This window comes from Ferrovibrio sp. GW821-FHT12E11 (genome assembly GCF_058806975.1).
In genome coordinates this window covers 2,078,262-2,101,093 of sequence record NZ_JBXAQG010000001.1, presented here as the reverse complement: position 1 = coordinate 2,101,093, position 22,832 = coordinate 2,078,262, and the positions used below count along the sequence as shown (strand labels likewise).

28 protein-coding genes are annotated in these 22,832 nt (G+C 64.8%); 15 read left to right on the top strand and 13 right to left on the bottom strand.

Features of this window, described 5'->3' with window-relative positions; all coding sequences use genetic code 11:
* Positions 1–6: 6 nt before the first annotated feature.
* Positions 7–1,350, top strand: a complete 1,344-nt coding sequence (mnmE, locus tag AC1ROT_RS10435) for a tRNA uridine-5-carboxymethylaminomethyl(34) synthesis GTPase MnmE (protein WP_492998879.1) — start codon at positions 7–9, stop codon at positions 1,348–1,350.
* 8 nt (positions 1,351–1,358) lie between these two features.
* Here mnmE and AC1ROT_RS10430 read toward each other — a convergent pair whose 3' ends face one another.
* The gene (locus AC1ROT_RS10430; RefSeq protein WP_492998878.1) at positions 1,359–1,862 is read right to left on the bottom strand and encodes a hypothetical protein; all 504 of its coding nucleotides are present in this window, start codon (positions 1,860–1,862) and stop codon (positions 1,359–1,361) included.
* Positions 1,863–1,953: 91 nt separating this feature from the next.
* Here AC1ROT_RS10430 and AC1ROT_RS10425 point away from each other — a divergent pair, with 91 nt between their 5' ends.
* A complete protein-coding gene (locus AC1ROT_RS10425; RefSeq protein WP_492998876.1) occupies positions 1,954–2,538 on the top strand; it encodes a GNAT family N-acetyltransferase in 585 nt (194 codons plus the stop codon).
* 10 nt (positions 2,539–2,548) lie between these two features.
* On the opposite strand, the gene AC1ROT_RS10420 is transcribed toward AC1ROT_RS10425, so the two are convergent.
* The 5 genes from AC1ROT_RS10420 to AC1ROT_RS10400 form a co-directional block, all read right to left on the bottom strand.
* Positions 2,549–2,971: a PepSY domain-containing protein gene (locus AC1ROT_RS10420; protein ID WP_492998874.1), complete on the bottom strand. Its 423-nt coding sequence runs from the start codon at positions 2,969–2,971 to the stop codon at positions 2,549–2,551.
* A gap of 163 nt (positions 2,972–3,134) precedes the next feature.
* Positions 3,135–3,383: a hypothetical protein gene (locus tag AC1ROT_RS10415; RefSeq protein WP_492972281.1), complete on the bottom strand. Its 249-nt coding sequence runs from the start codon at positions 3,381–3,383 to the stop codon at positions 3,135–3,137.
* A gap of 65 nt (positions 3,384–3,448) precedes the next feature.
* Entirely contained in the window at positions 3,449–4,234 is a 786-nt protein-coding gene (locus AC1ROT_RS10410) for an alpha/beta fold hydrolase (RefSeq protein ID WP_492998872.1), read from the bottom strand.
* Positions 4,234–4,506 carry a DUF3303 domain-containing protein gene (locus AC1ROT_RS10405; RefSeq protein ID WP_492972283.1) on the bottom strand — a complete coding sequence of 91 codons (273 nt, stop codon included), beginning with the start codon at positions 4,504–4,506 and terminating at the stop codon, positions 4,234–4,236. Before AC1ROT_RS10405 ends, AC1ROT_RS10410 begins: the two co-directional genes overlap by 1 nt.
* Before the next feature lie 19 nt (positions 4,507–4,525).
* The gene (locus AC1ROT_RS10400) at positions 4,526–5,323 is read right to left on the bottom strand and encodes an MOSC domain-containing protein (RefSeq protein WP_492998870.1); all 798 of its coding nucleotides are present in this window, start codon (positions 5,321–5,323) and stop codon (positions 4,526–4,528) included.
* 119 nt (positions 5,324–5,442) lie between these two features.
* Here AC1ROT_RS10400 and AC1ROT_RS10395 point away from each other — a divergent pair, with 119 nt between their 5' ends.
* The 6 genes from AC1ROT_RS10395 to AC1ROT_RS10370 all read left to right on the top strand — a co-directional run bounded on the left by AC1ROT_RS10395 (position 5,443) and on the right by AC1ROT_RS10370 (position 11,123).
* Positions 5,443–5,862 carry a DUF4149 domain-containing protein gene (locus AC1ROT_RS10395; protein ID WP_492998868.1) on the top strand — a complete coding sequence of 140 codons (420 nt, stop codon included), beginning with the start codon at positions 5,443–5,445 and terminating at the stop codon, positions 5,860–5,862.
* A gap of 174 nt (positions 5,863–6,036) precedes the next feature.
* Positions 6,037–7,926, top strand: a complete 1,890-nt coding sequence (gene mnmG / locus AC1ROT_RS10390) for a tRNA uridine-5-carboxymethylaminomethyl(34) synthesis enzyme MnmG (RefSeq protein WP_492998867.1) — start codon at positions 6,037–6,039, stop codon at positions 7,924–7,926.
* A 110-nt stretch (positions 7,927–8,036) separates the two neighbouring features.
* Positions 8,037–8,477, top strand: a complete 441-nt coding sequence (locus tag AC1ROT_RS10385) for a VOC family protein (RefSeq protein WP_492998865.1) — start codon at positions 8,037–8,039, stop codon at positions 8,475–8,477.
* Positions 8,478–8,684: 207 nt separating this feature from the next.
* On the top strand, positions 8,685–9,272 hold the full coding sequence (rsmG, locus tag AC1ROT_RS10380) for a 16S rRNA (guanine(527)-N(7))-methyltransferase RsmG (RefSeq protein ID WP_492998863.1): 588 nt from the start codon (positions 8,685–8,687) through the stop codon (positions 9,270–9,272).
* Between the two features lie 68 nt (positions 9,273–9,340).
* Entirely contained in the window at positions 9,341–10,168 is an 828-nt protein-coding gene (locus AC1ROT_RS10375; protein WP_492972825.1) for a ParA family protein, read from the top strand.
* A 22-nt stretch (positions 10,169–10,190) separates the two neighbouring features.
* Positions 10,191–11,123, top strand: a complete 933-nt coding sequence (locus AC1ROT_RS10370) for a ParB/RepB/Spo0J family partition protein (protein ID WP_492998861.1) — start codon at positions 10,191–10,193, stop codon at positions 11,121–11,123.
* Here the strand turns inward: AC1ROT_RS10370 and AC1ROT_RS10365 are convergent.
* On the bottom strand, positions 11,120–11,605 hold the full coding sequence (locus tag AC1ROT_RS10365) for a P-loop nucleotide/nucleoside kinase family protein (protein WP_492998859.1): 486 nt from the start codon (positions 11,603–11,605) through the stop codon (positions 11,120–11,122). The two genes, AC1ROT_RS10370 and AC1ROT_RS10365, sit on opposite strands and share 4 nt — an antisense overlap.
* 124 nt (positions 11,606–11,729) lie before the next feature.
* Between AC1ROT_RS10365 and msrB the strand changes: the two genes are divergently transcribed.
* The 6 genes from msrB (at position 11,730) to AC1ROT_RS10335 (ending at position 17,608) form a co-directional block, all read left to right on the top strand.
* A complete protein-coding gene (msrB, locus tag AC1ROT_RS10360; RefSeq protein ID WP_492998857.1) occupies positions 11,730–12,119 on the top strand; it encodes a peptide-methionine (R)-S-oxide reductase MsrB in 390 nt (129 codons plus the stop codon).
* Positions 12,120–12,577: 458 nt separating this feature from the next.
* Positions 12,578–13,882 (top strand): ammonium transporter, encoded by a 1,305-nt coding sequence (locus AC1ROT_RS10355; RefSeq protein ID WP_493001149.1) that lies wholly within the window; start codon positions 12,578–12,580, stop codon positions 13,880–13,882.
* A 206-nt stretch (positions 13,883–14,088) separates the two neighbouring features.
* On the top strand, positions 14,089–15,579 hold the full coding sequence (locus tag AC1ROT_RS10350; protein ID WP_492972292.1) for a circularly permuted type 2 ATP-grasp protein: 1,491 nt from the start codon (positions 14,089–14,091) through the stop codon (positions 15,577–15,579).
* Between the two features lie 3 nt (positions 15,580–15,582).
* A complete protein-coding gene (locus AC1ROT_RS10345) occupies positions 15,583–16,530 on the top strand; it encodes an alpha-E domain-containing protein (RefSeq protein ID WP_492972293.1) in 948 nt (315 codons plus the stop codon).
* 40 nt (positions 16,531–16,570) lie between these two features.
* Positions 16,571–16,756, top strand: coding sequence for a hypothetical protein (locus AC1ROT_RS10340; protein ID WP_492972294.1), 186 nt, complete (start codon positions 16,571–16,573; stop codon positions 16,754–16,756).
* Between the two features lie 108 nt (positions 16,757–16,864).
* Entirely contained in the window at positions 16,865–17,608 is a 744-nt protein-coding gene (locus tag AC1ROT_RS10335) for a proteasome-type protease (RefSeq protein WP_492972295.1), read from the top strand.
* Here AC1ROT_RS10335 and AC1ROT_RS10330 read toward each other — a convergent pair.
* The 6 genes from AC1ROT_RS10330 to AC1ROT_RS10305 form a co-directional block, all read right to left on the bottom strand.
* Positions 17,605–17,940, bottom strand: a complete 336-nt coding sequence (locus AC1ROT_RS10330; protein WP_492972297.1) for a con-10 family general stress protein — start codon at positions 17,938–17,940, stop codon at positions 17,605–17,607. The two genes, AC1ROT_RS10335 and AC1ROT_RS10330, sit on opposite strands and share 4 nt — an antisense overlap.
* A gap of 140 nt (positions 17,941–18,080) precedes the next feature.
* Positions 18,081–18,680, bottom strand: coding sequence for a PA14 domain-containing protein (locus AC1ROT_RS10325; RefSeq protein ID WP_492998855.1), 600 nt, complete (start codon positions 18,678–18,680; stop codon positions 18,081–18,083).
* A gap of 79 nt (positions 18,681–18,759) precedes the next feature.
* The gene (locus AC1ROT_RS10320) at positions 18,760–19,275 is read right to left on the bottom strand and encodes a sigma-70 family RNA polymerase sigma factor (RefSeq protein WP_492972299.1); all 516 of its coding nucleotides are present in this window, start codon (positions 19,273–19,275) and stop codon (positions 18,760–18,762) included.
* Positions 19,276–19,508: 233 nt separating this feature from the next.
* Positions 19,509–20,342 carry an exodeoxyribonuclease III gene (xth, locus tag AC1ROT_RS10315; protein WP_492998853.1) on the bottom strand — a complete coding sequence of 278 codons (834 nt, stop codon included), beginning with the start codon at positions 20,340–20,342 and terminating at the stop codon, positions 19,509–19,511.
* A gap of 32 nt (positions 20,343–20,374) precedes the next feature.
* Positions 20,375–21,601: a multidrug effflux MFS transporter gene (locus AC1ROT_RS10310; protein WP_492998852.1), complete on the bottom strand. Its 1,227-nt coding sequence runs from the start codon at positions 21,599–21,601 to the stop codon at positions 20,375–20,377.
* A 109-nt stretch (positions 21,602–21,710) separates the two neighbouring features.
* Positions 21,711–22,262 carry an AAA family ATPase gene (locus AC1ROT_RS10305; protein WP_492998851.1) on the bottom strand — a complete coding sequence of 184 codons (552 nt, stop codon included), beginning with the start codon at positions 22,260–22,262 and terminating at the stop codon, positions 21,711–21,713.
* A gap of 68 nt (positions 22,263–22,330) precedes the next feature.
* Between AC1ROT_RS10305 and AC1ROT_RS10300 the strand changes: the two genes are divergently transcribed.
* Positions 22,331–22,831, top strand: coding sequence for a GFA family protein (locus tag AC1ROT_RS10300; protein WP_492998849.1), 501 nt, complete (start codon positions 22,331–22,333; stop codon positions 22,829–22,831).
* The last annotated feature ends 1 nt before the right edge of the window (position 22,832 follow it).

The following is a 22,832-nucleotide window of genomic DNA, read 5'->3' as shown; positions in this document are numbered from 1 at the left end:
GAACGGGTGAGCCCCGACACCATCTACGCGCTCTCCTCCGCGCCGGGCCGCGCCGGCGTGGCGGTGATCAGGCTCAGCGGCCCGCAGGCCGGCGATGCGCTGCTCGCCTTCACCGGCGGCGACCTGCCGCGCCCGCGCATGGCAAGCTTGCGCAAGTTGAAGGCGAGCGATGGGTCTTTGCTGGATGAAGGCATGGTGCTGTGGTTCCCGCGTCCGCACAGCTTCACCGGCGAGGATGTGGCCGAGCTGCAGGTGCATGGCGGCCGCGCCGTGCTCGGTGCCATCTTTGCCGCGCTGGCGGCGCTGCCCGGCCTGCGCCTGGCCGAACCGGGCGAATTCAGCCGCCGGGCGTTTGAGCATGGCAAGCTCGACCTGACATCCGCCGAAGGGCTCGGCGACCTGATCAATGCCGAAACCGAAGCCCAGCGCCGGCAGGCGTTGCGGCAGATGCAGGGCGCGCTCGGCGATCTGTACGAGGGCTGGCGCAACCAGCTGGTGCGCGCGCTGGCGCATCTGGAAGCCGATATCGATTTCCCCGACGAAGACCTGCCCGAAGGCGTGGCGGCGGAAGTGAAGCCGCAGCTGGCGCGCCTGCGCGCCGAGATCGCTGCCCATCTGGATGACCGCCAGCGCGGCGAGCGCCTGCGCGATGGCCTGATGGTGGCGATCCTGGGCGCGCCCAATGTGGGCAAGTCGTCGCTGCTGAATGCACTGGCCAAACGCGAGGCCGCCATCGTCTCGGATATTCCCGGCACCACGCGCGACGTGATCGAGGTGCATCTGGATCTGGGCGGCTATCCCGTGGTGCTGGCCGATACCGCCGGCCTGCGCGAAACCGCCGATGCGATTGAAAGCGAGGGCGTCACCCGCGCCCTGAAACGCGCCGAGGCTGCCGATCTCAAACTCGTGGTGCTGGACGCCACCGACACGTCCGTGCCGAAGGAGACCGCGGCGCTGATCGATTCAGATGCCATCGTGATTGCCAACAAGGCCGATGCGGCCAGTGTCGCTGCGGGTTGGACAATCAATGGCCGGCCGGTGCTGCCGGTTTCGGTGCGCGGCAATCTGGGCATGGAAGCCCTGCTCGCGATCCTGGAAAGTGAAGTCACCGCGCGGATCGGCCTCACCGGCAACGCGACGCTCACCCGCGCCCGTCACCGCGAGGCGCTGATGGATTGCCTGGCCGCACTGGACCGTTTCCTGATCGGCAATGCGCGCAACAATTCCAGCGCCGAACTGGCGGCGGAAGATGTGCGGCTGGCGGCGCGTGCGCTCGGCCGCATCACCGGGCGGATCGATGTGGAGGATCTGCTTGACGTGATCTTCCGCGACTTTTGTATCGGGAAGTAGGGGAGTGGCTACGAGCTGGCAGATTCAACGATAGCTTGCTCGCGGATCTCTCCATCTTCGACAGAAAGAGAGCAGGGTGGATTTTCCCGAAGGAATATCGCCCAGGCTGGCTGCCCATCGGAAGTCATGAAGGACGTAACGTAGCGGTCCCCCGACAAGGTGAGCTGCAATTCAGGAAGTCGTCCATAAAGGGCAATATCGTCGACCTTGCGGCCTACTAATGAGCCGAGAATGGACTGCCAGGCATCTTCATCACTCCAGCTTCCGCAAAGCACGGAGTCCTTACTTTCGACGCGCCAGCTCCATTCAATCATGACTGTAAATTCGCCCTGCGAATTGGGGGCTGAGCCATCACGTTTGACGCAGGAGGATAGTTGGCCCAATTCCAGAAAAATCGCCGAGCCGTGTCCACGCCAGACGGCGGATATTGGCTTTGATCGTAGAGCGGACCTGTATTTCTCGAAAATTGCTGAAGGCACTGCGGAGCATCCATAAGAAGCCTTGATAGACAATCAATTTCCCCGTCCGTATGCTTTTCGTAAAGTGGAAATCTGCCGGATTTAAACTAATCCGAGTTAACCCTTTCACGGTCAAACCATCTGAATGTCCGACGCATACCCAACCCTCAAAACCCAGCGCCTGATCCTGCGCGCCTTCCGGCCGGAGGATGAGGCCGCCTTCCAGGTCTTCGCCGTGAAGGAAGAGTTCTGGAAATTCCTGCCTGGCCCGGCGCTGACGCCCGAGCTGGTGACGCGCTTTGTCGCTGCGCGGGTGGAAGAGGCGGCTGCGCCGTCGGGGCGCGACTGGCTGTTCGCGGTGGAAGAGAAGCAGATGGCCCGCGCCATCGGCATGGTGCGCCTGAGCATCGCCGCCGGTGAACACCGTCAGGGCAATATCGGCTTTTCGTTTGACGGCAGCATGCGCGGCAAGGGCTATGCCTCGGAAGCTATGCAGGCGGCTTTGCGCTTCGGCTTTGCCGAACTGGGCCTGCACCGCATCACGGCGCTGGCCGATGTGGAGAATGATCGCAGCCATGCGGTGCTGCGTAAACTAGGCTTCCGCCAGGAAGGCCGGCTGCAGCAGAATTTCCTGGTGCGCGGGCGCTGGCGCGACAGCGACCTGTTCGCATTGCTGCGCAGCGAGTGGCCGCGCGGTACGGGCGAACCCTCAGGAACCGCGCTGGCCTAGAGCAGGGCGTTCAGCCCTTGGGCCATTGCGGCACCGGCAGGCTGCCTTCCAGTGGACGGCCGGTGCGCGGATCAATCTTGAGGTCGCGGTCGCGGCCGTCGCGGGTGCGATAGACCACCTCGTAGCGGCCATCCTCCCAGTCGATATCCTTGATATAGGCGCAGTCGGGCCGGCTCTCGATCTGGGCAATGATCTGCGAGAGCGACAGTGCGCCGGCCGGTGGGCCGCCCGGCGGTTCCACCTGCGCGGCCGGATCGGCCGTGACATTGCTCTGGCTGCGCGTTGCCGGCGCCGGGCTGGTGATGTTCTGGCTCTGCGTATAGACGGGCCCGCTGCTGCCGCCGGGCGGCTGCGCCACCGGCTCGATGGCATGGACGGGGACGGCGGTGGTTCCCAAGGCTCCGAGCAGGAGCAGGGTGGCGAGGTTGTTCATGGCGAGCACTCCGGGTCAATCCCAAGCTGTCGCCCCATTTGGGGTCTCTAGTTGACCCCAACCCATACCCGGAATGTGGCGTCAGTCGGGCAACCCGGAGGCGATTCGACGGATTCGGCGTTCTCGCAGCCGCAGCATGGCCGCTGCGGCCGGCGGGCGGCTCTTAAAGGGCGATTTTGCCGCCGAACAGCACCAGCGGCTCGCCGCAGCAGGGGCAGGCCATGTCGCGCAGGCTGCTCAGCACGTTTTCACCGGCCAGTGCGACGCCGCGCGACAGCCGACTGTATTTCGTGGCGGCGGCGGCATGGACCGCCTCGCAGGCGAGCGCGGCCTGGGGCGCGAGGACCGTGGCGCCGGCGCCGGCAGCGGCGAGACCGGCGGAGGCGAACAGCATCTGGCGGCGGGTGATCATGGCGACAGCCTCATTGCGAAACCTGCGCGGAGCCTGCGCCTGTCACGCGTCGCAATCAAGCGGCATTACGTCGCATGACGCGTCAGAAAGCCGCGTAAAATCTGCGTAAATTCAGCGGCGCGTTCGTCATGCGGCACATGGCCGGCGCCCTCGAACAGCGCGATCTTGCAGCGCGGATTGAGTGCGGCCATGCGCTCGATCTCTTCGCGCGTCACCGCCCAGCTCTTGGTGCCATGCATCAGCAGCACGGGACAGCGCACGGCGGCGAAGTCAGCGCTCCAGTCGCCGGTGAGCGCCGCGCGGGCTGCCACGAACCAGGCATCGGAAAAGCGGAAGCCCCAGCCGTCCTCGTATTCGACCAGGCTGTCGAGCAGGAAGCGGTCGATGCCGATCGGCGTGGTCTGCATGAAGGCGAGGAACTGGTCGAGCGTCTCCCAGCGCAGCGGCCAGGATTCGCCATCCACCGGCGGGCCGAAGCGGCAGCCGATATCCTCGACGATCAGCCCGCGCACCAGGTCGGGGCGCTGTGCGGCCATCTGATAGGCGGTGACGCCGCCAAAGGAATGGCCGAGCAGCATGACCGGCCCGCAGGCGAGGGTTTCGATCAGCGCGATGGCGTCGTCGATGAAGGCGGCGCGGCTGCGGTCATCCGCATGGTCGCTCCAGCCATGGCCGCGCAGGTCCTGCGCCACCACGCGCCAGTCGGGGCGCAGGCTTTGGGCGACGGTTGCGAAATTGCGGGCGCAGCCGCTGCGGCCATGCAGGCAGACCAGCGTCTGCGCAGCCGGTCCACCAAAGTCGACATAGGAGAGCGTCACGCCGGCGCGCGTGAGGAAACCGCGCTGACCCATCAAAGCTGGTCCGCGAGCGCCGCCGCCGTATCCTTGCCCGGCGTCACCGGCACGATCTCGAACTCGACGAGGTCGGACCAGGCGGCGCACCAGCGCTGCAAGAGCGTGATGTCATCGGTCTCCATGATCTGGAAACAGCGGTCGAGATCGGCGCTGACCCAGCTCGACACGAAGCTGACGCCATCCGGCATCAGGCGGCCCTGGTCGCGGAAGCGGCGATAGACGGCTCTGGCATCCTGGTTGCGGAACCGCTCGATCACCATGAACTGCATCGCCGCGCTCCTGCCGCCTTTAGAAGATCCGGCCGACGCGGTCGCCCGGGCGGATGGTGCCGCCCTCGACCACGCGGGCATAGACGCCGCATTTGTTATGACCGTAATCGCGGTTCAGCAGGCCGACCAGATCGGTATCGGACACGCCGGTGTCAGGGTTCACATGGGTGGCGGCGCAGCGGCCGATGACGGCCTCGACCGCCAGCACCGTCTCGCCGATCTGGATTTTCGATCCCACCCACTTCATCTCGGCCCAGGCCGGGAAACCGTCGACCAGCAGGTTGCCGCGCAGGCGGCGATAGTCGAGCGGCCCAGTGCTGCCGCCGGGCTGACCGAGCTTGCGGCCGAGTTCGAGCAGGGTGGCGGTATTCTGGATCGAGATATAGGGATCGGGCACATCGGCGAACCAGGCGCCCGGCGCTTCGGCGACGCGCACGCTGCCGCGTGTGGCGTCGTTGCCGATATGCGCCAGCACCACGCGCTCGACATCCTGGCGGCTCAGCGGCGAGGTGAGGTCGGCATCGCGGACCAGCACCTTGCCATCCTTGGCGATGCTGATCTTGCTGCCGGTCGGATCGAAGCTGCAGTCGAGTGCTGCCAGCGGCGGGTTGCGGATCCAGGTGAGGAAATGCGCTTTCTTCTGAAAGGCGGGCGCGGCGGCGTCGAAGGCCGAGCTGCCATGGGCCAGCGCGAAACGCCGGTCGCCGGCAATCGGCTGGTCGGGCGTGAGCTGGGCCGCATCGAGCTTTTGCGGCGTCAGGCCTTTGACGGGAAAGCGGACGATGGAGAGAAGGGAAGCAGTCTGATCCTGAGTCATGCGCCTTCTATGGCCAAGGCCGCGAATCCCGTCAACGGCGGAATTGCCACCACGATTGTCATCCTGCAAGACTGCAACAGACTGAAACGCAATGTGATGCCAGAAGGACGGACCGGGCCATGCTGCTGCACGCAATCGCGCTCTACGCCACCGCGCTCCTGCTCGGGACGATGGCCTTCTTCTCCTTTGCGCTGACGCCGATGATTTTCATCAAGCTTGAAGCCGCCGTTGCCGCGGCCTTCGTGCGCGCGCTGTTTCCGCTCTATTACCTGATCATCATGGTCTGCGGCGGTGTGGCCGCGCTGACGCTGGCGGTCTCCGGACGCCCGATCCCTGCCGCCATCATGGCGCTGGTGGCGGCCGGCGCCGTGCTGACGCGGCAGCTGGTCATCCCGCGGCTCGATGCCCTGCGGGCCGCGAAAGACGCAGGCGATGAAAAAGCCGCCGGGCAGTTCAAGGCCCTGCATCGCCTCAGCGTGGTCATCAACATGGCACAGCTCGCCGCAGTCGCGACGGTTTTGTCCATCTTCGTTCTTTAAGGCGTCGGGATAGGCTGTCTGCCCCAATATCTATCGAACAAATCATAAACATATGACTTTGGCGGGGGGTTTCACGTGAAACGGGCTGCCTCATAGGCGGAGCCATGGTTGGGTTTCCCGTGAAACATCGATTCCCTTTGACGGCCCCTCTGCCTGTGCGTAAAACCCGCGCCCATGCAGGACAGGTACGATGTCATCGTGATCGGCGGCGGCCATGCCGGCTGCGAAGCCGCCAGCGCTTCGGCGCGGCTGGGCGCGCGCACGCTGCTGCTGACCCACAAGCTGGAGACCATCGGCGAGATGTCCTGCAATCCAGCGATCGGTGGGCTTGCGAAGGGCCATCTGGTGCGCGAGATCGATGCGCTGGATGGCGTGATGGGCCGTGTCGCCGATGCTGCCGGCATCCAGTTCCGCATGCTCAACCGTTCGAAGGGTCCGGCCGTGCGCGGCCCGCGGACGCAGGCCGACCGCAATCTCTATCGCCAGGCCATGCAGGCGCTGCTGTTCGCGCAGCCCAATCTCACCATCCGCGCGGCCGCGGCCGAAGACATCCGCATCGAAGCCGGTGAAGTGCGCGGCGTGATCTGCGGCGATGGCACCTTCATCGCGGCGCCAAAGGTCGTGCTCACCACCGGCACGTTTTTGCGCGGTCTCATTCATATCGGCGAAGAGAAGATTCCGGCCGGCCGTGTCGGCGAGGCGCCATCGCTCGGCCTCTCGAAAACCCTTGAAACATGCGGGTTTTCGCTCGGTCGCCTGAAGACCGGCACGCCGCCGCGCCTTGATGGCAAGACCATCGACTGGTCAGCGCTGGAGATGCAGAAGGGCGACGATCCGCCGGTGCCCTTCAGCTTCATGACGCGTGAAATCACCACGCCGCAGATCGAATGCGGCGTCACCTACACATCGCAGGCCGGCCACGATCTCATCCGCGCCAACCTGCATCGCGCGCCGATGTATTCCGGGCAGATCGAAGGCACCGGTCCGCGCTACTGCCCATCCATCGAGGACAAGGTGGTGCGTTTCGGCCAGCGCGACCGCCACCAGATCTTCCTGGAGCCGGAAGGCCTGGATGACGACACCGTCTATCCGAACGGTATTTCCACCTCGCTGCCGAAAGACGTGCAACTGGGCCTGCTGAAAAGCATCCAGGGGCTGGAAAACGCCGTCATGCTGCGGCCCGGCTACGCCATCGAATACGATTACGTCGATCCGCGCGAGCTGAAGCCGACGCTGGAGACCAAGCGCCAGAAGGGCCTTTATCTGGCCGGCCAGATCAACGGCACCACCGGATACGAGGAAGCCGCCGCCCAGGGCCTCATGGCCGGCCTGAATGCCGCCATTTCTGCTGGCGGGGGCCCAAAAGGCGACGGGGGCGGTTTCACGTTAAACCGGGCCGATGCCTATATCGGCGTGATGATCGACGACCTGGTGAATCTGGGTACCGCCGAGCCCTATCGCATGTTCACCAGCCGCGCCGAATACCGCCTGAGCCTGCGTGCCGACAATGCGGATCAGCGTCTGACGCCGCTTGGGATTGCGCTGGGCTGTGTCGGTGTTGCCCGTGAAACGGTTTGGAAAACCAAGGAAAACCGACTTTTTTCGGCGCGCGAACTGGTCCAGAGCCTGAAAATGACGCCGCCGGAACTGGCCAAGCGGGGCCTGAGCATCAACCAGGATGGCCAGCCGCGCTCGGCCGCCACGCTACTGGGCTATCCGGACATGACCGTCGAACGGCTGACCGCGATCTGGCCCGCGCTGGCCGGTCTGGAGCCGGAGATCGTCGAGCAGATCGAGATCGACGGGCGCTATGCCGGCTACATGGAGCGCCAGGAGGCCGATATCGTCGCCTTCCGCAAGGATGAAAGCCTGATCCTGCCCGACAGCCTGGATTACGACGCCGTCGGCGGGCTCTCCAACGAGGTGCGCGCCAAGCTCAAACAGCATCGTCCGGGCACGCTGGGCCAGGCGGCGCGGATTTCCGGCGTCACGCCGGCGGCGCTGTCGACGCTGCTGGGACATGTGAAAAAGGCCCGCCGGGGCGCGACGGAAGCAGCCGAATAACAGTATTTCAATGGCTTAGCTAAAAAGGGGGATGTTTCACGTGAAACATCCCCCTTTTTCATGCGTTGATTTTCAAACCCCGCTAGACTTGGAAATCAGGAGGAAGCTGCATGTCGGGACTCCCTGTGAGCGGTCGCCCCGCCGAACATACCGGCCAGATCGTGCCGGTTCTGCGTTATCGCGACGCCCCGGCGATGATCGATTGGCTGGAAACCGCCTTCGGCTTTGAAAAGCATTCCGTTCATACCGACGATCAGGGTCGGGTCGGCCATGCCCAGCTCTGCTATGGCGACGAGATGATCATGCTCAGCTCGGTGATCGATACGCCGTTTTCCAAACACATGGTGCAGCCCGATGAGATCGGGGGACGGGAAACCACCACGATCTACGTGGTCGTCCCCGATGCCGACCTGCATCATGCCCGCGCCACGGCGGCCGGCGCCGTGATCCTGATCGACATCAAGGACGAGAGTTACGGTGGGCGCGGCTATACCTGCCGCGATCCCGAAGGCCATATCTGGTCGTTTGGCACCTACGATCCGTGGGAGTAGACGGGTTTCACGGGAGACCGGCCACACCATAGACCGTCACCCTCGGATTTATTCCGAGGGTCCATCTGGGTATTCCGATGCGCGGATGATTGGGATGGACCCTCGGGACGAGCCCGAGTGTGACGATTGAGTAGCGGATTGGGATGGGCCATAACGCCATCCATGAGCCCGGAGGACTTTCAGACGCAGACAGGATGCAGCGACGCCGTGCTGGCGCGCCTGCGCATCTATGCCGAGCGGCTGGAGAAGTGGCAGAAAGCCATCAACCTGGTGGCGCCAAAGACGCTGCCTGACCTGTGGCAGCGGCATTTCCTCGATTCCGCCCAGCTTTTCGACCTTGCCCCGGCCGGCGCCACGCGCTGGCTCGATATCGGTTCGGGCGGCGGCTTTCCCGGCCTGGTGATCGCCGCCTTCGGCGTGGCATCCGTGCATCTGGTGGAAAGCGACCAGCGCAAATCGGCTTTCCTGCGCGAGACCGCCCATGCCATGGGCGTGGCCGCCACCGTTCACGTGAAACGCATCGAAGCGGTCGATCCCGCAGTCCTGCACGCCGCCATGGGCGGCGCACCAGAGGTGATCTCGGCCCGCGCCCTGGCGCCGCTGAAGGACCTGATTGACTTGGCCCGTCCGCTGGCCGGCGCCGACACCACCTTCCTGTTCCTGAAGGGCCGGCAGGCCGGGGATGAATTGACCGAGGCCCGGCGATATTGGACACTCGGCGCTTCCGATCTGCTGCCCAGCCGCACCGAGGCTGAGGCGCGGATCATCCGCTTTACAACCCCGGACCCGGCGTGACCAGTACGAAACAGGAACATGAGTCGGAAACCCCGGGCTGGGGCGACGACGATACGCTGAACGCCGAACTGGGCGGGGACGAGGCACAGTCCTCTGCCGCCGTTGGCCGTCAGGCCCGCGTGCTGGCCATCGCCAACCAGAAGGGCGGGGTGGGCAAGACCACAACGGCGATCAACCTGGCGACCGCTCTGGCCGCCGTGGGCGAACGCGTGCTGCTGATCGACTCTGATCCGCAGGGCAACGCCTCCACCGGTCTGGGTCTCACCCATGACGAGCGCGACTTCGGCACCTACGAATTGCTGATGGGCGCGGCCCAGCTGGAAGAGACCATCCGGCCCACGAAAGTCCCCAATCTCTCCATCGTGCCGGCGAATGTGGAGCTGGCCGGCGCCGAACTGGAGATGATGGATCTCGAACATCGCACCCATCGTCTCAAACATGCCATCGAGGGCCGGCTCGCTGGCTTCGATCATGTGCTGATCGACTGCCCGCCCTCGCTGACCCTGCTGACCGTCAATGCGATGGTCGGCGCCGATGCGGTGCTGGTGCCGCTGCAATGCGAGTTCTTCGCGCTGGAAGGCCTGAGCCAGCTGCTGCGCACGGTCGAGCGCGTGCGCAACACGCTCAATCCGACTCTCGATGTGCAGGGCGTGGTGCTGACCATGTTCGACAAGCGCAACAACCTCTCGGACCAAGTGGCGGCCGATGTGCGCGGCTTCCTCGGCGACAAGGTCTACGACACCGTCATCCCGCGCAATGTGCGCATCTCGGAAGCGCCCAGTCATGGCGTGCCGGCGCTGATCTACGATCACCGCGCACCGGGCAGCACCGCTTATATGGCGCTGGCCCGCGAGGTGATCAAACGCGAGCAGGCTTTGCGCGACGCGGCGGAGTGATTAGAAGAGTGAAAGCGTAACGATGATCGACGATCCGAAACGACGCGGCCTCGGCCGCGGTCTTGCCGCCCTGATGGGCGAACCAGCGCCGGGCTCCGAAGCCGCGGCTGCGCGCAGCGCGGCCGGCGGCGTCAGAGAAGTGCCGATCGAACAGCTCAAGCCCAATCCGTATCAGCCGCGCAAGTCCTTCCCCAAGGAGGCGCTGGAGGAACTGGCGCAGTCGATCAAGGCCAAGGGCATCCTGCAGCCGCTGCTGGTGCGCCGCGCCAAGGACGGGCAGGGCTACGAGATCATCGCCGGCGAGCGCCGCTGGCGCGCCTCGCAGATCGCCAAGCTGCATGCCGTGCCGGTGGTGATCAAGGACATCTCCGACCGCGACGCGGTCGAGATCGGCCTGATCGAAAACCTGCAGCGCGAAGACCTGAACGCCATGGAAGAGGCGGGCGCCTTCCTGCAGCTGGCCGACGAGTTCGGCTACAGCCAGGACCAGATCGCCCAGGTGATCGGCAAGAGCCGCAGCCATGTCGCCAATATCGTGCGCCTGCGCCAGCTGCCGAAATCGGTCGTGCAGATGATCATCGATGGCCGGCTCTCGGCCGGCCAGGCCCGGCCGCTGATCGGCCATGCGCTGGCCGCCGAGCTGGCCCAGCGCATCGTCGAGGGCCAACTCACCGTGCGCCAGGTGGAAAAGCTGGTGGCCGTCGGCCGCGAGGTCGGCACGCCGGCCGCCGCCAAGAAGGGCGGCCGTCCGCCGGCTGCGAAGAAGCCGCCCGCAGAGGCTGCCGCGAAGAAGGATGCCGACACGCTGGCCTTCGAGCGTGGCCTGACATCTGCTTTAGGATTGCGGGTCGAGATCGAGGGCGAACCGGGCAACGCGGAAGCCGGCCGGCTGGTGCTGCATTACCAGACGCTCGAACAGCTCGACGACCTGGCGAAGAAGTTGAGCCGGCGTTAAAGCCGCGTCAGCACGCTAGCCACAATCTCCGCCGTCGATTTGCCCGCCGTGTCGATCACGATGGCATTGCGCCACGGTTCGTAATCCAGCGTCATGACCCGCTGCCAGTCCGGCAGGACATGGCCGGGAATATCGGCGGCGCGGCTTTCGATGCGGCGGCGATACTCGGCGGCATCGGAACAGATGAGTTCGATTTCAACGATCCGCGCCGCGGCCTCGGTGGCGGTTGCGCGCCAGCCGGTGCGGCTGGCTTCTACCGGATTGACGCAGTCCGCGATCACGATCAGGCCGAGTCGCAGGTTGTCGGCGGCCAGACGCTGGGCGATGCCATAACCCGCTGCGCCGATCTCACCATGGCCGGCCGCGCGCAGCGCCTGCTCGATACTGTCGATACGCAGATGCACGGCGCGCAGATGCTGCGCCAGCGCCCGGGCCAGCGTGGTCTTGCCGCTGCCCGGCAGGCCGCCGAGAACGATCAGCATTGCGCCTCCATGATGCAGCCAGCCTACTTCACAAGATTGGCCCAGCTTACTTCACAAGATTGGCAATGGCATGACGGTTGAAGCCTCGGCACAGTGCGCTAAATCTTGGGCTACGGAGAATGCCATGACCGACACCAAGACCGCCCCCACCAAGCCGCTCTCACCCGAAGCCGAGCATGTGCTGCGCAATCACGGCACCGAGCGTGCCGGCACCAGCCCGCTCAATCGCGAAAAGCGGGCGGGCAAATACTTCTGCGCCGGCTGCGGCACCGAGGTGTTCAAGTCCGAAACCAAATATGACAGCGGCAGCGGCTGGCCCAGCTTCTACGCTCCGGTGGCCGAGAATGTGAAGGCCAGCGTCGACACCAGCCATGGCATGCGGCGCATCGAGGTGCATTGCGCCAGCTGCCAGGGCCATCTGGGCCATGTGTTCGAGGACGGGCCGCAGCCGACCGGCCTGCGCTACTGCATCAACGGCGTGGCACTCAGCTTCGATCCTACCGACAAGGCCTGATCGAGGCCGGCCCGGTCTTCAGCTCGGGCCGGTTTTCCGCCCCGGCGGGGCTGACGGCTCCCCGGATCGCCGCATAATCAGGCTGTTTTAGCGCTTAAAAAAACACCAAAAAAGCGGCAATGGCTTATTTTTTCATCACGCCAGACGCGCCCAGGCTGTAGAATGCCCGGACTTCCGTGACGGAATCCGGCTTTCCACCCTGTTTGCCGCAGTGCAACCCACTGGCACGCTTCTTGTAATCCTTCTGCCTGAGGTATGCGCCAGGGGTGTGGGCCGCCGGGATTCTCATTGGGGGGAACCGGATAAGGTCTGCCGGGCATCGGGGTCTCTCCCGGAACCGGACTGGAAACTGGCGCGGCCTTCACTGACAGGAGGATTAAACCGTCATGCAACTCCCCACCGTCTCGATGCCGACTGTTTCGGCAGCCGACCAGCGGCAGCTCAGCTGGTCCGTTTACATGCTTTTCGGCCTGGTTCTGGCCATGCTCTTCGCCCTGCTTCCCGGCGCCAGCTTCGCCCAGGATGCCGCGGCTGAAGCGCCGAAGCTGGATACCGGCGACACCGCCTGGATGCTCACCTCGACCGCGCTGGTCCTGATGATGACCATCCCGGGCCTTGCCCTCTTCTACGGCGGCATGGTGCGCAAGCAGAATGTGCTCAGCATCATGATGCAGAGCTTCGCCATCACCTGCCTGGTCACCATCCTGTGGATGATCGTCGGCTACAGCCTGGCCTTCTCGGAAGGCAACGCCATCATCGGCGGCTTCTCCAACCTGTTCCTGTCGGGCATCGCCATCGACAGCGTGAACGCGCTGGCCAAGACCATCCCGGAAACGGTCTTCATGACCTTCCAGCTGACCTTCGCCATCATCACCCCGGCCCTGATCACCGGCGCCTTTGCCGATCGCATGAAGTTCTCGGCGATGCTGTGGTTCATCGGCCTGTGGCTGATCTTCGTCTATGCGCCGGTTGCCCACATGGTCTGGGGCGGCGGTCTGATGGGCGAAATGGGCGTGCTCGACTTCGCCGGCGGCACCGTGGTGCATATCAACGCTGGTGTGGCCGGTCTGGTCGCCGCGCTGGTCCTTGGCAAGCGCCAGGGTTACGGCAAGGTCAGCCATGCGCCGCATAACCTGACGCTGTCGATCATCGGCGCCGGTCTGCTCTGGGTCGGCTGGTTCGGCTTCAACGCCGGCTCGGCCGCTGGCGCCAACGTCAATGCCGGCATGGCCATGGCCGTGACCCAGATCGCCACGGCTGCTGCCGCGCTGGCCTGGATGTTCTCGGAATGGCTCGCCCGCGGCAAGCCGAGCGTGCTCGGCATTGTCTCCGGTGCGGTCGCCGGTCTGGTCGCCATCACCCCGGCTTCGGGCTTTGTCGATCCGATGGGCGCCCTGATCATCGGCATCGTCGCCGGTATCATCTGCTTCATCGCCGCCACCACGGTGAAGAACGCGCTCGGCTATGACGACAGCCTGGATGCCTTCGGCGTCCATGGCATCGGCGGCATCGTCGGTGCGGTCCTGACCGGTGTGTTCGCCAAGGCGGCGATCGCCGGCAAGGATGCCCCGCTCGGCCTGCTCGACGGCAACGGCGGTCAGGTCCTGACCCAGATCTACGGTGTTCTGATCACCATCGTCTTCACGGCGGTTGTGACCCTGATCATCCTGAAGATCATCGACTGGACCATCGGTCTGCGCGTCGACGAGGCCACCGAGCGCGATGGTCTCGACCTGAACCTGCACGGCGAGACGGTGCAGTAACAGGCAACGCGAAGAGACCCGGGCCGGCCTTCCCACCCGCCGGCCCGGGTTGCTTCTTCTCTGTTGTTGGTGGGGTTGCGGCCGCGTGGTCATCAGTCGCCGCTTTCTGGGTCCCGACCGCGCAAGCCGCTTTTCTCTCCGCCCGTTTTCCGATTTAATCGAACGGAAGTTCTTTCCGTTCGTTCTCGTCGCGGAGATCTGATCCCTTGACCGCTTTCGACGAGATGGATACCGGCCCCGGAGGCCAGACGCAGGCGCAATCCTCGTCCGGCCAGTCGCAGGGGCAATCCGCCGGTGTCCGTGCGCCCTACCAGGATTACAAGCGCTGGCTCGATGCAGCCCCCGGCGACATGCTGGCGCGGCGCCGCCAGGAAGCCGATCTGCTGTTCCGCCGCCTCGGCATCACCTTCGCGGTCTATGGCGAGGGCGGCGACACCGAACGCCTGATCCCCTTCGATATCGTGCCGCGCATCATCGCCGCCAAGGAATGGCGCCGTCTGCGCCGCGGCCTGAAGCAGCGCGTGCGCGCCCTCAACGCGTTTCTGGATGACATCTATCACAAGCGCGAAATCCTGCGTGCCGGCACCATCCCGGAAGATCTGATCCTCAAGAACGCGGCTTACGTGAATCACATGCGCGACGTGAAGATCGCGCGCCAGACCTATACCCATATCGCCGGCATCGATGTGGTGCGCACGGCCGAAGACCAGTTCTATGTGCTGGAAGACAACTGTCGCACGCCATCGGGCGTCTCCTACATGCTGGAGAACCGCGAGGCGATGATGCGCCTCTTCCCCGACCTGTTCGCCGCCGTGCGGGTGGCGCCGGTCGGCCATTATCCCGATGCATTGCTGCAGACCCTGCGCGAGAGCGCGCCGCCGAACTGCGAGGACGAGCCCACCGTCGCCCTGCTGACGCCGGGCGTGTTCAACTCGGCTTATTTCGAGCATGTCTTCCTGGCCGAGCAGATGGGCATCGAACTGGTCGAGGGCGGCGATCTCGTGGTGAAGGACGAGATCGTTTACATGCGCACCGTCGGCGGCCTGAAGCGCGTCGATGTGATCTATCGCCGCCTGGATGACGACTTCCTCGATCCGAAAGTCTTCCGCAAGGATTCGATGATCGGCGTGCCCGGCATCTTCTCGGCCTATAAAGCCGGGAACGTGACATTGTCCAATGCGGTGGGCACCGGCGTCGCCGACGACAAGTCGATCTATCCTTACGTGCCGGATATGGTGCGCTTCTACCTCGGCGAAGAGCCGCTGCTGGCCAATGTGCCGACCTATGTGCTGCGCCGGCCCGACGACCTGAAATACACGCTGGAGCATCTGGCCGAACTGGTGGTCAAGGAAGTGCATGGCTCCGGCGGCTACGGCATGCTGGTCGGGCCGAAATCCAGCGCCGCCGAGATCGAGGCGTTTCGCGCCAAGATCATCGCCAAGCCTGAAGTCTATATCGCCCAGCCAACGCTGGCGCTCAGCACCTGTCCGACCTTTGTGGAAAGCGGCATTGCGCCGCGCCATGTCGATCTGCGGCCCTTCGTGCTGTCAGGCGAAACCATGCGTGTGGTGCCCGGCGGTCTGACCCGCGTGGCCCTGCGCGAAGGCTCGCTGGTGGTGAATTCCAGCCAGGGCGGCGGCACCAAAGATACCTGGGTGCTGGAAGACGCGCCCGATATCACCGAGGGCGAGGACTGACCGATGCTCAGCCGCGCCGCCGATAATCTCTACTGGATGACCCGCTATATCGAACGCGCCGAGGCGATGGCGCGCATTCTCGGCGTAGCCCATCGCATGAGCATGCAGTCGACTCATGGCGGCACCCGCAACGACGAATGGGAAGCGGCCCTCATCATCGCCGGCTGCGACAAGTCCTTCGCCCTGCATGGCGGTCCGCCGACGCGGCGCGCGGTGATCGACTTCCTGGCCTTCGCGCCGGACAACCCGTCCTCGATCCATGCCTGCCTCAAAGCGGGCCGAGAAAATTCCCGCGCCATGCGCGCGCAGATCACCAGCGAGGCCTGGGAAAGCATCAACGCCGCCTGGCTGGAGATGCGCACACTCAGCATGAACAAGGTGGAGGCGGACGGCTTCTCGCCGTTCTTCGACTGGGTGCGTGAGCGCAGCCAGCTGTTCCGTGGCGTCGCCGAAGGCACCATGCAGCGCGATGATGCCTATCGTTTCATGCGGCTCGGCACGCTTCTGGAGCGCGCCGATTCCACCGCGCGTATCCTCGATGTGAAGTATCACGTGCTGCTGCCCTCGCCCGGCGATATCGGCGGCGCGGTCGATTATTACCAGTGGGGTGCGCTGCTGCGCTCGGTCTCGGCCTTCCGCATCTACCGGCAGATCTACCGCGACAGCATCCGGCCGTTGAAGGTGGCCGAGCTGCTGGTGCTGCGTGAGGATTTCCCGCGCTCGCTGCATGCCTGCTTCTCGGAGATCGTTTCGATCCTGCAGTATCTGCGCGAAAGCTACCGCCGCGACTACCCGTCGGTGCGCCTGGCCGAAAGCATGCTGCTGAAGCTGCGCTACGACGATATCGACAGCATCTTCACCCGTGGCCTGCACGAATACCTGACCAACCTGATCGATACCAATATCGAGCTGGGCGCGGCGATTGCCCGCGATTTCATGCAGCCGAACTGATCGCCCCGCCCGTCGTTAGGACTGGGATCGGAGGGCATTCATGCTCGCATTTTTCAAGCGGTTCCTTATCGCCACAGTGATTGTGGCCGGGCTCAGCTTTGCCGGCTGGCTGCAGCACCTCTACACCTGCTTCACGCAGCAGGAGTGGGGTTTCCTGATCGCCGGGGCGCTGTTCTTTCCCATCGGGGTGATCCATGGCTGGGGCGTCTGGTTCGGTCTCTGGTAAGATTCGGTATTACCGCCTGTATAGCTTGACCCACCCCTTCCCTTGACCGAGGCTGGGCCAGCTTGCTTTGATGCGGGCCGGTTATCGTCTGGGGATGGGTAGGAAACAATGACTTATTGCGTCGGCCTCCAGCTGCGGGACGGCATCGTGATGCTGTCCGACAGCCGCACCAATGCCGGCGTCGATTCCATCTCCACCTTCGGCAAGATGCACACCTGGGAACAGCCAGGCGACCGCGCCCTGGTGCTAATGACGGCCGGCAACCTGTCGCTCAGCCAGTCCGTCGTCGCCCTGCTGAAGGAAGGCTTCGCCGATGAAGACGGCAAGCCCTGCGACCTGCTGCAGGCCACCAGCATGTTCGAGGCTGCCGGCATGGTCGGCACCGCGATCCGCGAGGTCGCCCGCCGCGATGGCGAAAGCCTCAAGGAACAGGGTGTCGAGCCCAACCTGTCCATGCTGCTCGGCGGACAGATCGGATCGAAGCCGCATGAGCTGTACATGCTCTACTATGCCGGCAATTTCATCCGCGCCACGGCCGATACGCCCTTCCTGCAGATCGGCGAGATCAAATACGGCAAGCCGATCCTCGATCGCGTGATCACGCCGGAAACGCCGCTGGTGCAGGCGGCGAAATGCGCGCTCGTCTCGATGGATTCCACGCTGCGTTCCAACATCTCGGTGGGTCTGCCGCTCGATCTCGCCATCCTGCCGAAGGACGCCCTGAAATTCGCCCTACGCAAACGCATCACCGAGCAGGAACCCTATTTCGCCAGCATCCGCGGCCTGTGGGGCGAAGGCCTGCGCAAGGTCTTTCTCACCATCCCCGACCCCGACTGGTCTGTCGGCCCCTAATTGAGGCCACCCTTGCGGCCGGCTTCCGCCGCGCGCGCCCGGTCATTGGCGAAATTGCCGCCGCTTTCGGAACCGCCCTTGCGGCCGGCCGCTGCGGCGCGGGCCGGATCGTTCTTGAAGTTACCGCCGCTTTCCTGTCCGCCTTTGCGGCCGGCCTGGGCTGCCAGGGTGCGGTTCTGCGAGAAGCTGCGTTTGGAATCCGGCACGCTCTGGCCGCCCTTCGAGGCGATGGCGCGCTGGCGCTCGGCATCCATGGCGGCGAAACCGCGCAGGGCCTTCGGCTTGGCTTCAGAGGGTGCCTTGTAGTCCTTCTCCGGATTGAAGTCCGACATTCCGCATCTCCTTGTACTGACGCATGACACAGCGGCGCGTGACGGCACCGTCATGGATCAACACAGGGAAAGCGGGACTGTTCCGAAAAAACGACAGCGCCGGCGCAATTAAAAAGCCCGGCGAGCCGGGCTTTTTGTCGTCACTTGCCGGGAATGTGGGCGTAGGCCGCCGCCGGCACTTCCATCAGGCCGCCGGCACCCGGCGGCTGCCACATCAGGCGCAGCGCGGTGGTGCCGCGTTTCTGGAAATACTGCACGGTGATCGGATACCAGCCCTGATGGCTGATATGCACTTCGGTGGTCGGGCTCATCTGGGTGGCATGCACATAGGGGTCATCCACCACGCGGGTCTTGTCGATGGTGACCCGAACGCCGTCATTGGACAGCGCGGCGAAACGGTAGATGCCGGCTTCCATCTGGATCAGGCCGGTCATATGGATCGAGTAATTCTCCGCGCGCTGCGAATCCCACATCACACCGGTGCCCTGCAGGATATTGAGCGTCAGGATCGGTGGGCCTGCCCGGCCGCGGGCCAGCTCGGCCTCGTTGCGCGGCATGTTGTTCACATGCTCAAGCTCGCCGATGAAATACAGCGGCTTCAGGCCGGGATTGAGATCGGTGGCGGCGGGCTGCGGCATCACCGGCTTGGGCGGGGCAACCGGCCCCTGTTGCTGGCCGCCGGCGCAGGCCGCCAGGCCCAGCGTCAGAGCCAGACCGAGAATTTTCAGTGAAATGCGCATGGGTCCCCCGCTTTTATGGAGGTGAGCCTAGCAAGCCCCGGGGCTGCCCCACAAGTCACGTTCGGGTTGGTTCAGCCAATCAGCCGCGCTCCAGCATGGCGGTCATCGACTGCCGGGCACGGGCGAGCCGGCTTTTCACCGTGCCGATATTGCAGCGCCAGCGCCGGGCCACCTGCTTGTAGGATTTGCCCTCGCCCACCACCAGGATCAGCGCTTCGCGGTGGCGCGGCGCCAGGTTGCGCATCAGCCCGGTCACTTCCTTCAGCTCCAGTTTGCTCTGCTGGGCGGGCGGCACAGGCACCTGCTCGGCGAAGACGCCTTCGGAATCCGCCACCTCGCGTTTGCGGCTGCGCAGGTGATTGAAATAGACGTTGCGCAGGATGACATGCAGCCAGGCCCGCAGATTGGTGCCCGGCGTGAAACTGTCGCGCCGCGCCCAGGCCTTGGTCAGCGCCTCCTGGGTCAGGTCTTCCGCCAAGCTGCGGTTGCGGCTGAGGACGCGGGCACGCCGCTGCAGCAGTGGAATTTCCCGCAGGAACGCCGTGCGGAAGCGCGAATCGTTTTTGCTGGCGGCTGTGGTCTTGGCGTTGGACATCGGCAAGGCCCCGGAACTGGAATCGCAAAAATAGCGTCCATAATCCTGCTGCGGCCGGAACAGCGCTCCGGCTGCATGGGTGGCATGGTTATGGCGCGGCGTGATGCCCCTCGGCCCGCGCGATGCGGCGCCGGCAGGCCAAATCACAACTGCTGCGCTTGCCGTGAGTTCCGCAGGGTGGAGCGCCTGCGGAAACGGTCACAGCCCTGCGACCGTTTCCAGAAAACCGCGCTTTATTTGCCGAGGTCAAGGGTAATGATGATCGGCGCGTGGTCGGAGGCCTTCTCCATGCCGCGCATCGCCTTTACGACTGCAGCGCCCCTCAAACGGTCCTGCAACTGCGGGCTGACCCAGACATGGTCCAGCCGGCGGCCTTTGTCGGCGGCCTCCCAATTGGCCGAGCGGTAGCTCCACCAGGAATACAGCTTTTCGCTCGGCGGCACGAAATGGCGCACCGCGTCGATCCAGCCGCGCGCCGCCTGCATCTTCAGCATGCCCTCGGTTTCGATGGGCGTATGGCTGACGATTTTCAGCAGCTGCTTGTGCGACCACACATCGGTTTCCAGCGGCGCGATATTCAGGTCGCCGACCAGGATTTCCTTGCCGCCCTTTTTCTTCAGCGCGGCCGACCATTTGGTCATGCCTTCCAGCACCGCCAGCTTGTGGGCGAACTTGTCGTTGGCGACCGGGTCCGGAATATCGCCGCCCGCAGGCACGTAATAGTTATGCAGGATGGTGCCGTCGCTGAGTTCGGCGGCGATATGGCGGCGGTCGTCGCGGCCGGCCAGGTTCAGTTTTTCCTTCAGCGTGATTGCCGCCTTGGCGAAGATCGCCACGCCGTTATAGCCGGGCTGGCCGTGGATCAGGCGATGGGTATAGCCGCGCTGCACGAACAGCTCATGGGGAAACTCGTCGTCGCGCACCTTGGTTTCCTGTAGGCACAGGATGTCGGGGTCATGCTGCGACAGGAAGGCGCCCATCAGGTCGAGGCGGGCGCGCACCGAGTTGATATTCCAGGTGGCGAGTTTGATCGGGCCGGCGGCGGTCTTCGTGGGCTTCTTGCTCATGGGGAATTTTTAGCCCAATCCGCGGCCGCCGGCTACTCGGCCGGCGCCCGTTCTGGCGCGCCGCGCAGGGTCAGCAGGGCCACGACCAGCGTGGCCAGGGCGCAGCCGGCAATGCCGGCGGTCATCGCCAGCGCGGTGCCGCCGATCAGCTTGCCGCTGACGCCGATCACCACGGCGCCGATCGCCAGCTGCGTGGTCGCCATCAGCGACGAGGCCATGCCGGCCGCCTCGCCATAGGCTTCCAGCGCCAGCACCGAGGCCGTGGGCAGCAGGATGCCGAGACAGGCATAGCCGAGCAGCAGCACCGCCATCATCAGCGCCAGGCTATGGATTCCCGCCGCCTGCAGTGCGAAGACGGCCAGCATCGCCAGGGTGAAGCCGAAGATCGAGGGCATGATCAGCCGCGGCAGGCCATAGCGGGCACCGAGCCAGCCGCAGAACTGCGCGGCGAAGAAGAAGGCCGCGGCATTCGCCGAGAAGGTCAGGCTGAAGCCGCTGGGCGACAGGCCGTATTCGCCCATCATCACGAAGGGCGCATTGGCCAGGAAGACGAAAAAGGCCGAAATGGCGAAGCTGGTGGCCAGCGTCAGGCCCATGAAGGTGCGGTCGGTCAGCAGCTGGCGGCAGCTGGCCAGCATGCTGGCGAGATTGCTCTGCCGGCGCTGTTCGGACGAACGCGTCTCGGGCACCAGGAAAAAGCCCAGCAGCCCCGCCAGCACGGCGATGCCGGTGACGAACCAGAAGACATTGCGCCAGCCCAGTGCCTCGATGATGACGCTGCCGAACAGCGGCGCCAGCAGCGGCGACACGCTGAACACCAGCATCAGCAGGCCGAGCAGTTTCGCTTCCTCGACGCCGCTGTGCATGTCGCGCACCACGGCGCGCGGAATGACGATGCCGGCCGCACCGCCCAGACCCTGAAGCAGGCGAAAGGCGATCAACGTCTCGACCGTATCGGCCAGCGCGCAGCCGATGCTGGCGACGATGAACAGGATGACGCCGAAATACAGCGGCGGCCGCCGGCCCAGCAGGTCGGAAATCGGCCCGAAGATCAGCTGGCCAAGCGCGAAGGTGATGAAAAACGCCGTCAGGCTCATCAGCACGGCATCGGCACCGGCATTCAGGCTGGCACCGATGGAGGGCAGCGCCGGCAGATACATGTCGATGGCAAACGGGCCGATGGCGGTGAGCAGGCCCAGCACCACGGCGTTGCGCAGGATGCCGGCGCCGCCGGCGCGCGGCTTGAGGATTTGGGTCATATGGAAAGTCTCTGTTCTGCTGGGAGCTTGTATCGGCCTGGAGCGCGCGGCCGATATAACGCCATGATGGCCGCTTGGCCACCGGCGTTTTGTCAGGGTGCAATCCTTGTCACAGTCCTGCCAGAAAAACCCCGGTCTGCCGCAATTGGTCTACGGTCGGCATCTCGCCATCGAGCCGCAGCACCGGACAGGTCAGGCGCGCCAGCCAGGCTTCGTGTTCGTGCCGCGAGCGTCCGGTCATGGCGGGGTCGTCATAGGCGGCGGCCCAGGCGAGGAAGTCCAGATGCTCGGCATGCATGACGCCGCCGGGCTGAATCCGCGCACCCAGCTTTTCGGCCTCGCGCCGGCGCAGCCGTTCCAGCCGCACGGTCGCCGGCGCATAGACATAGAGCACGGCGTCGAATTGCGGGATCAGCGGATCGCCCCAGCCCGACAGCGAACCCGACAGCACCCAGCCCTGCCGGGCCGCATCCTCGAAGGCGATGCGCAGCATCTGCAGCCGCGTCGGTGCCGGCACCAGTTCCTGATAGGGCGGATCGCTCGGCAGCCAGAGAAAGTCGTCGGTATCCAGGTGGCGCAGGCCATGGGCCCGGGCGAGCGCCGCGCCCAGCGTGCTGATGCCGGCGCCCGCGGGACCGGTGATATGAATATGCGCCAGCATGGGCCATGTTTAGCGGATCGCAGGCCGGGTCAGAACCGTTAGTTTTCATCTGTTCATGGGAGACTGCCATGCCGATGCATCTCGAAGGCTCCTGCCGCTGCGGCGCCGTCCGCTTCGCGCTCGACAGCCACACGCCGGTGCCCTATCAGCTCTGTTACTGTTCGATCTGCCGCAAGACCGCTGGCGGCGGTGGCTACGCCATCAACCTGGGCGGCCTCTCGGCAAGCCTGCAGATCACCAAGGGCAAACGCAGCATCGGGGTGTTTCGCGCCGCGATCGCCGACGAGGATGGCGGGACCTGCAGGACCAGCACGGGCGAGCGCAACTTCTGTAAAAAATGCGCGACGGCGCTGTGGCTTTACGATCCCACCTGGCCCGATCTGATCCATCCCTTTGCCTCGGCCATCGATACGGCGCTGCCGCAGCCGAAGGCGAAGGTACATCTCATGCTGCGCTACAAGCCAGCCTGGGTGAAACCGCAGATCGGCCGCAATGACGAGCAGTATGAGTTATATCCGAAGCTCTCGCTCGCGGCCTGGCACAGGAAGCACAAGGTCTGGGCGAAATAGC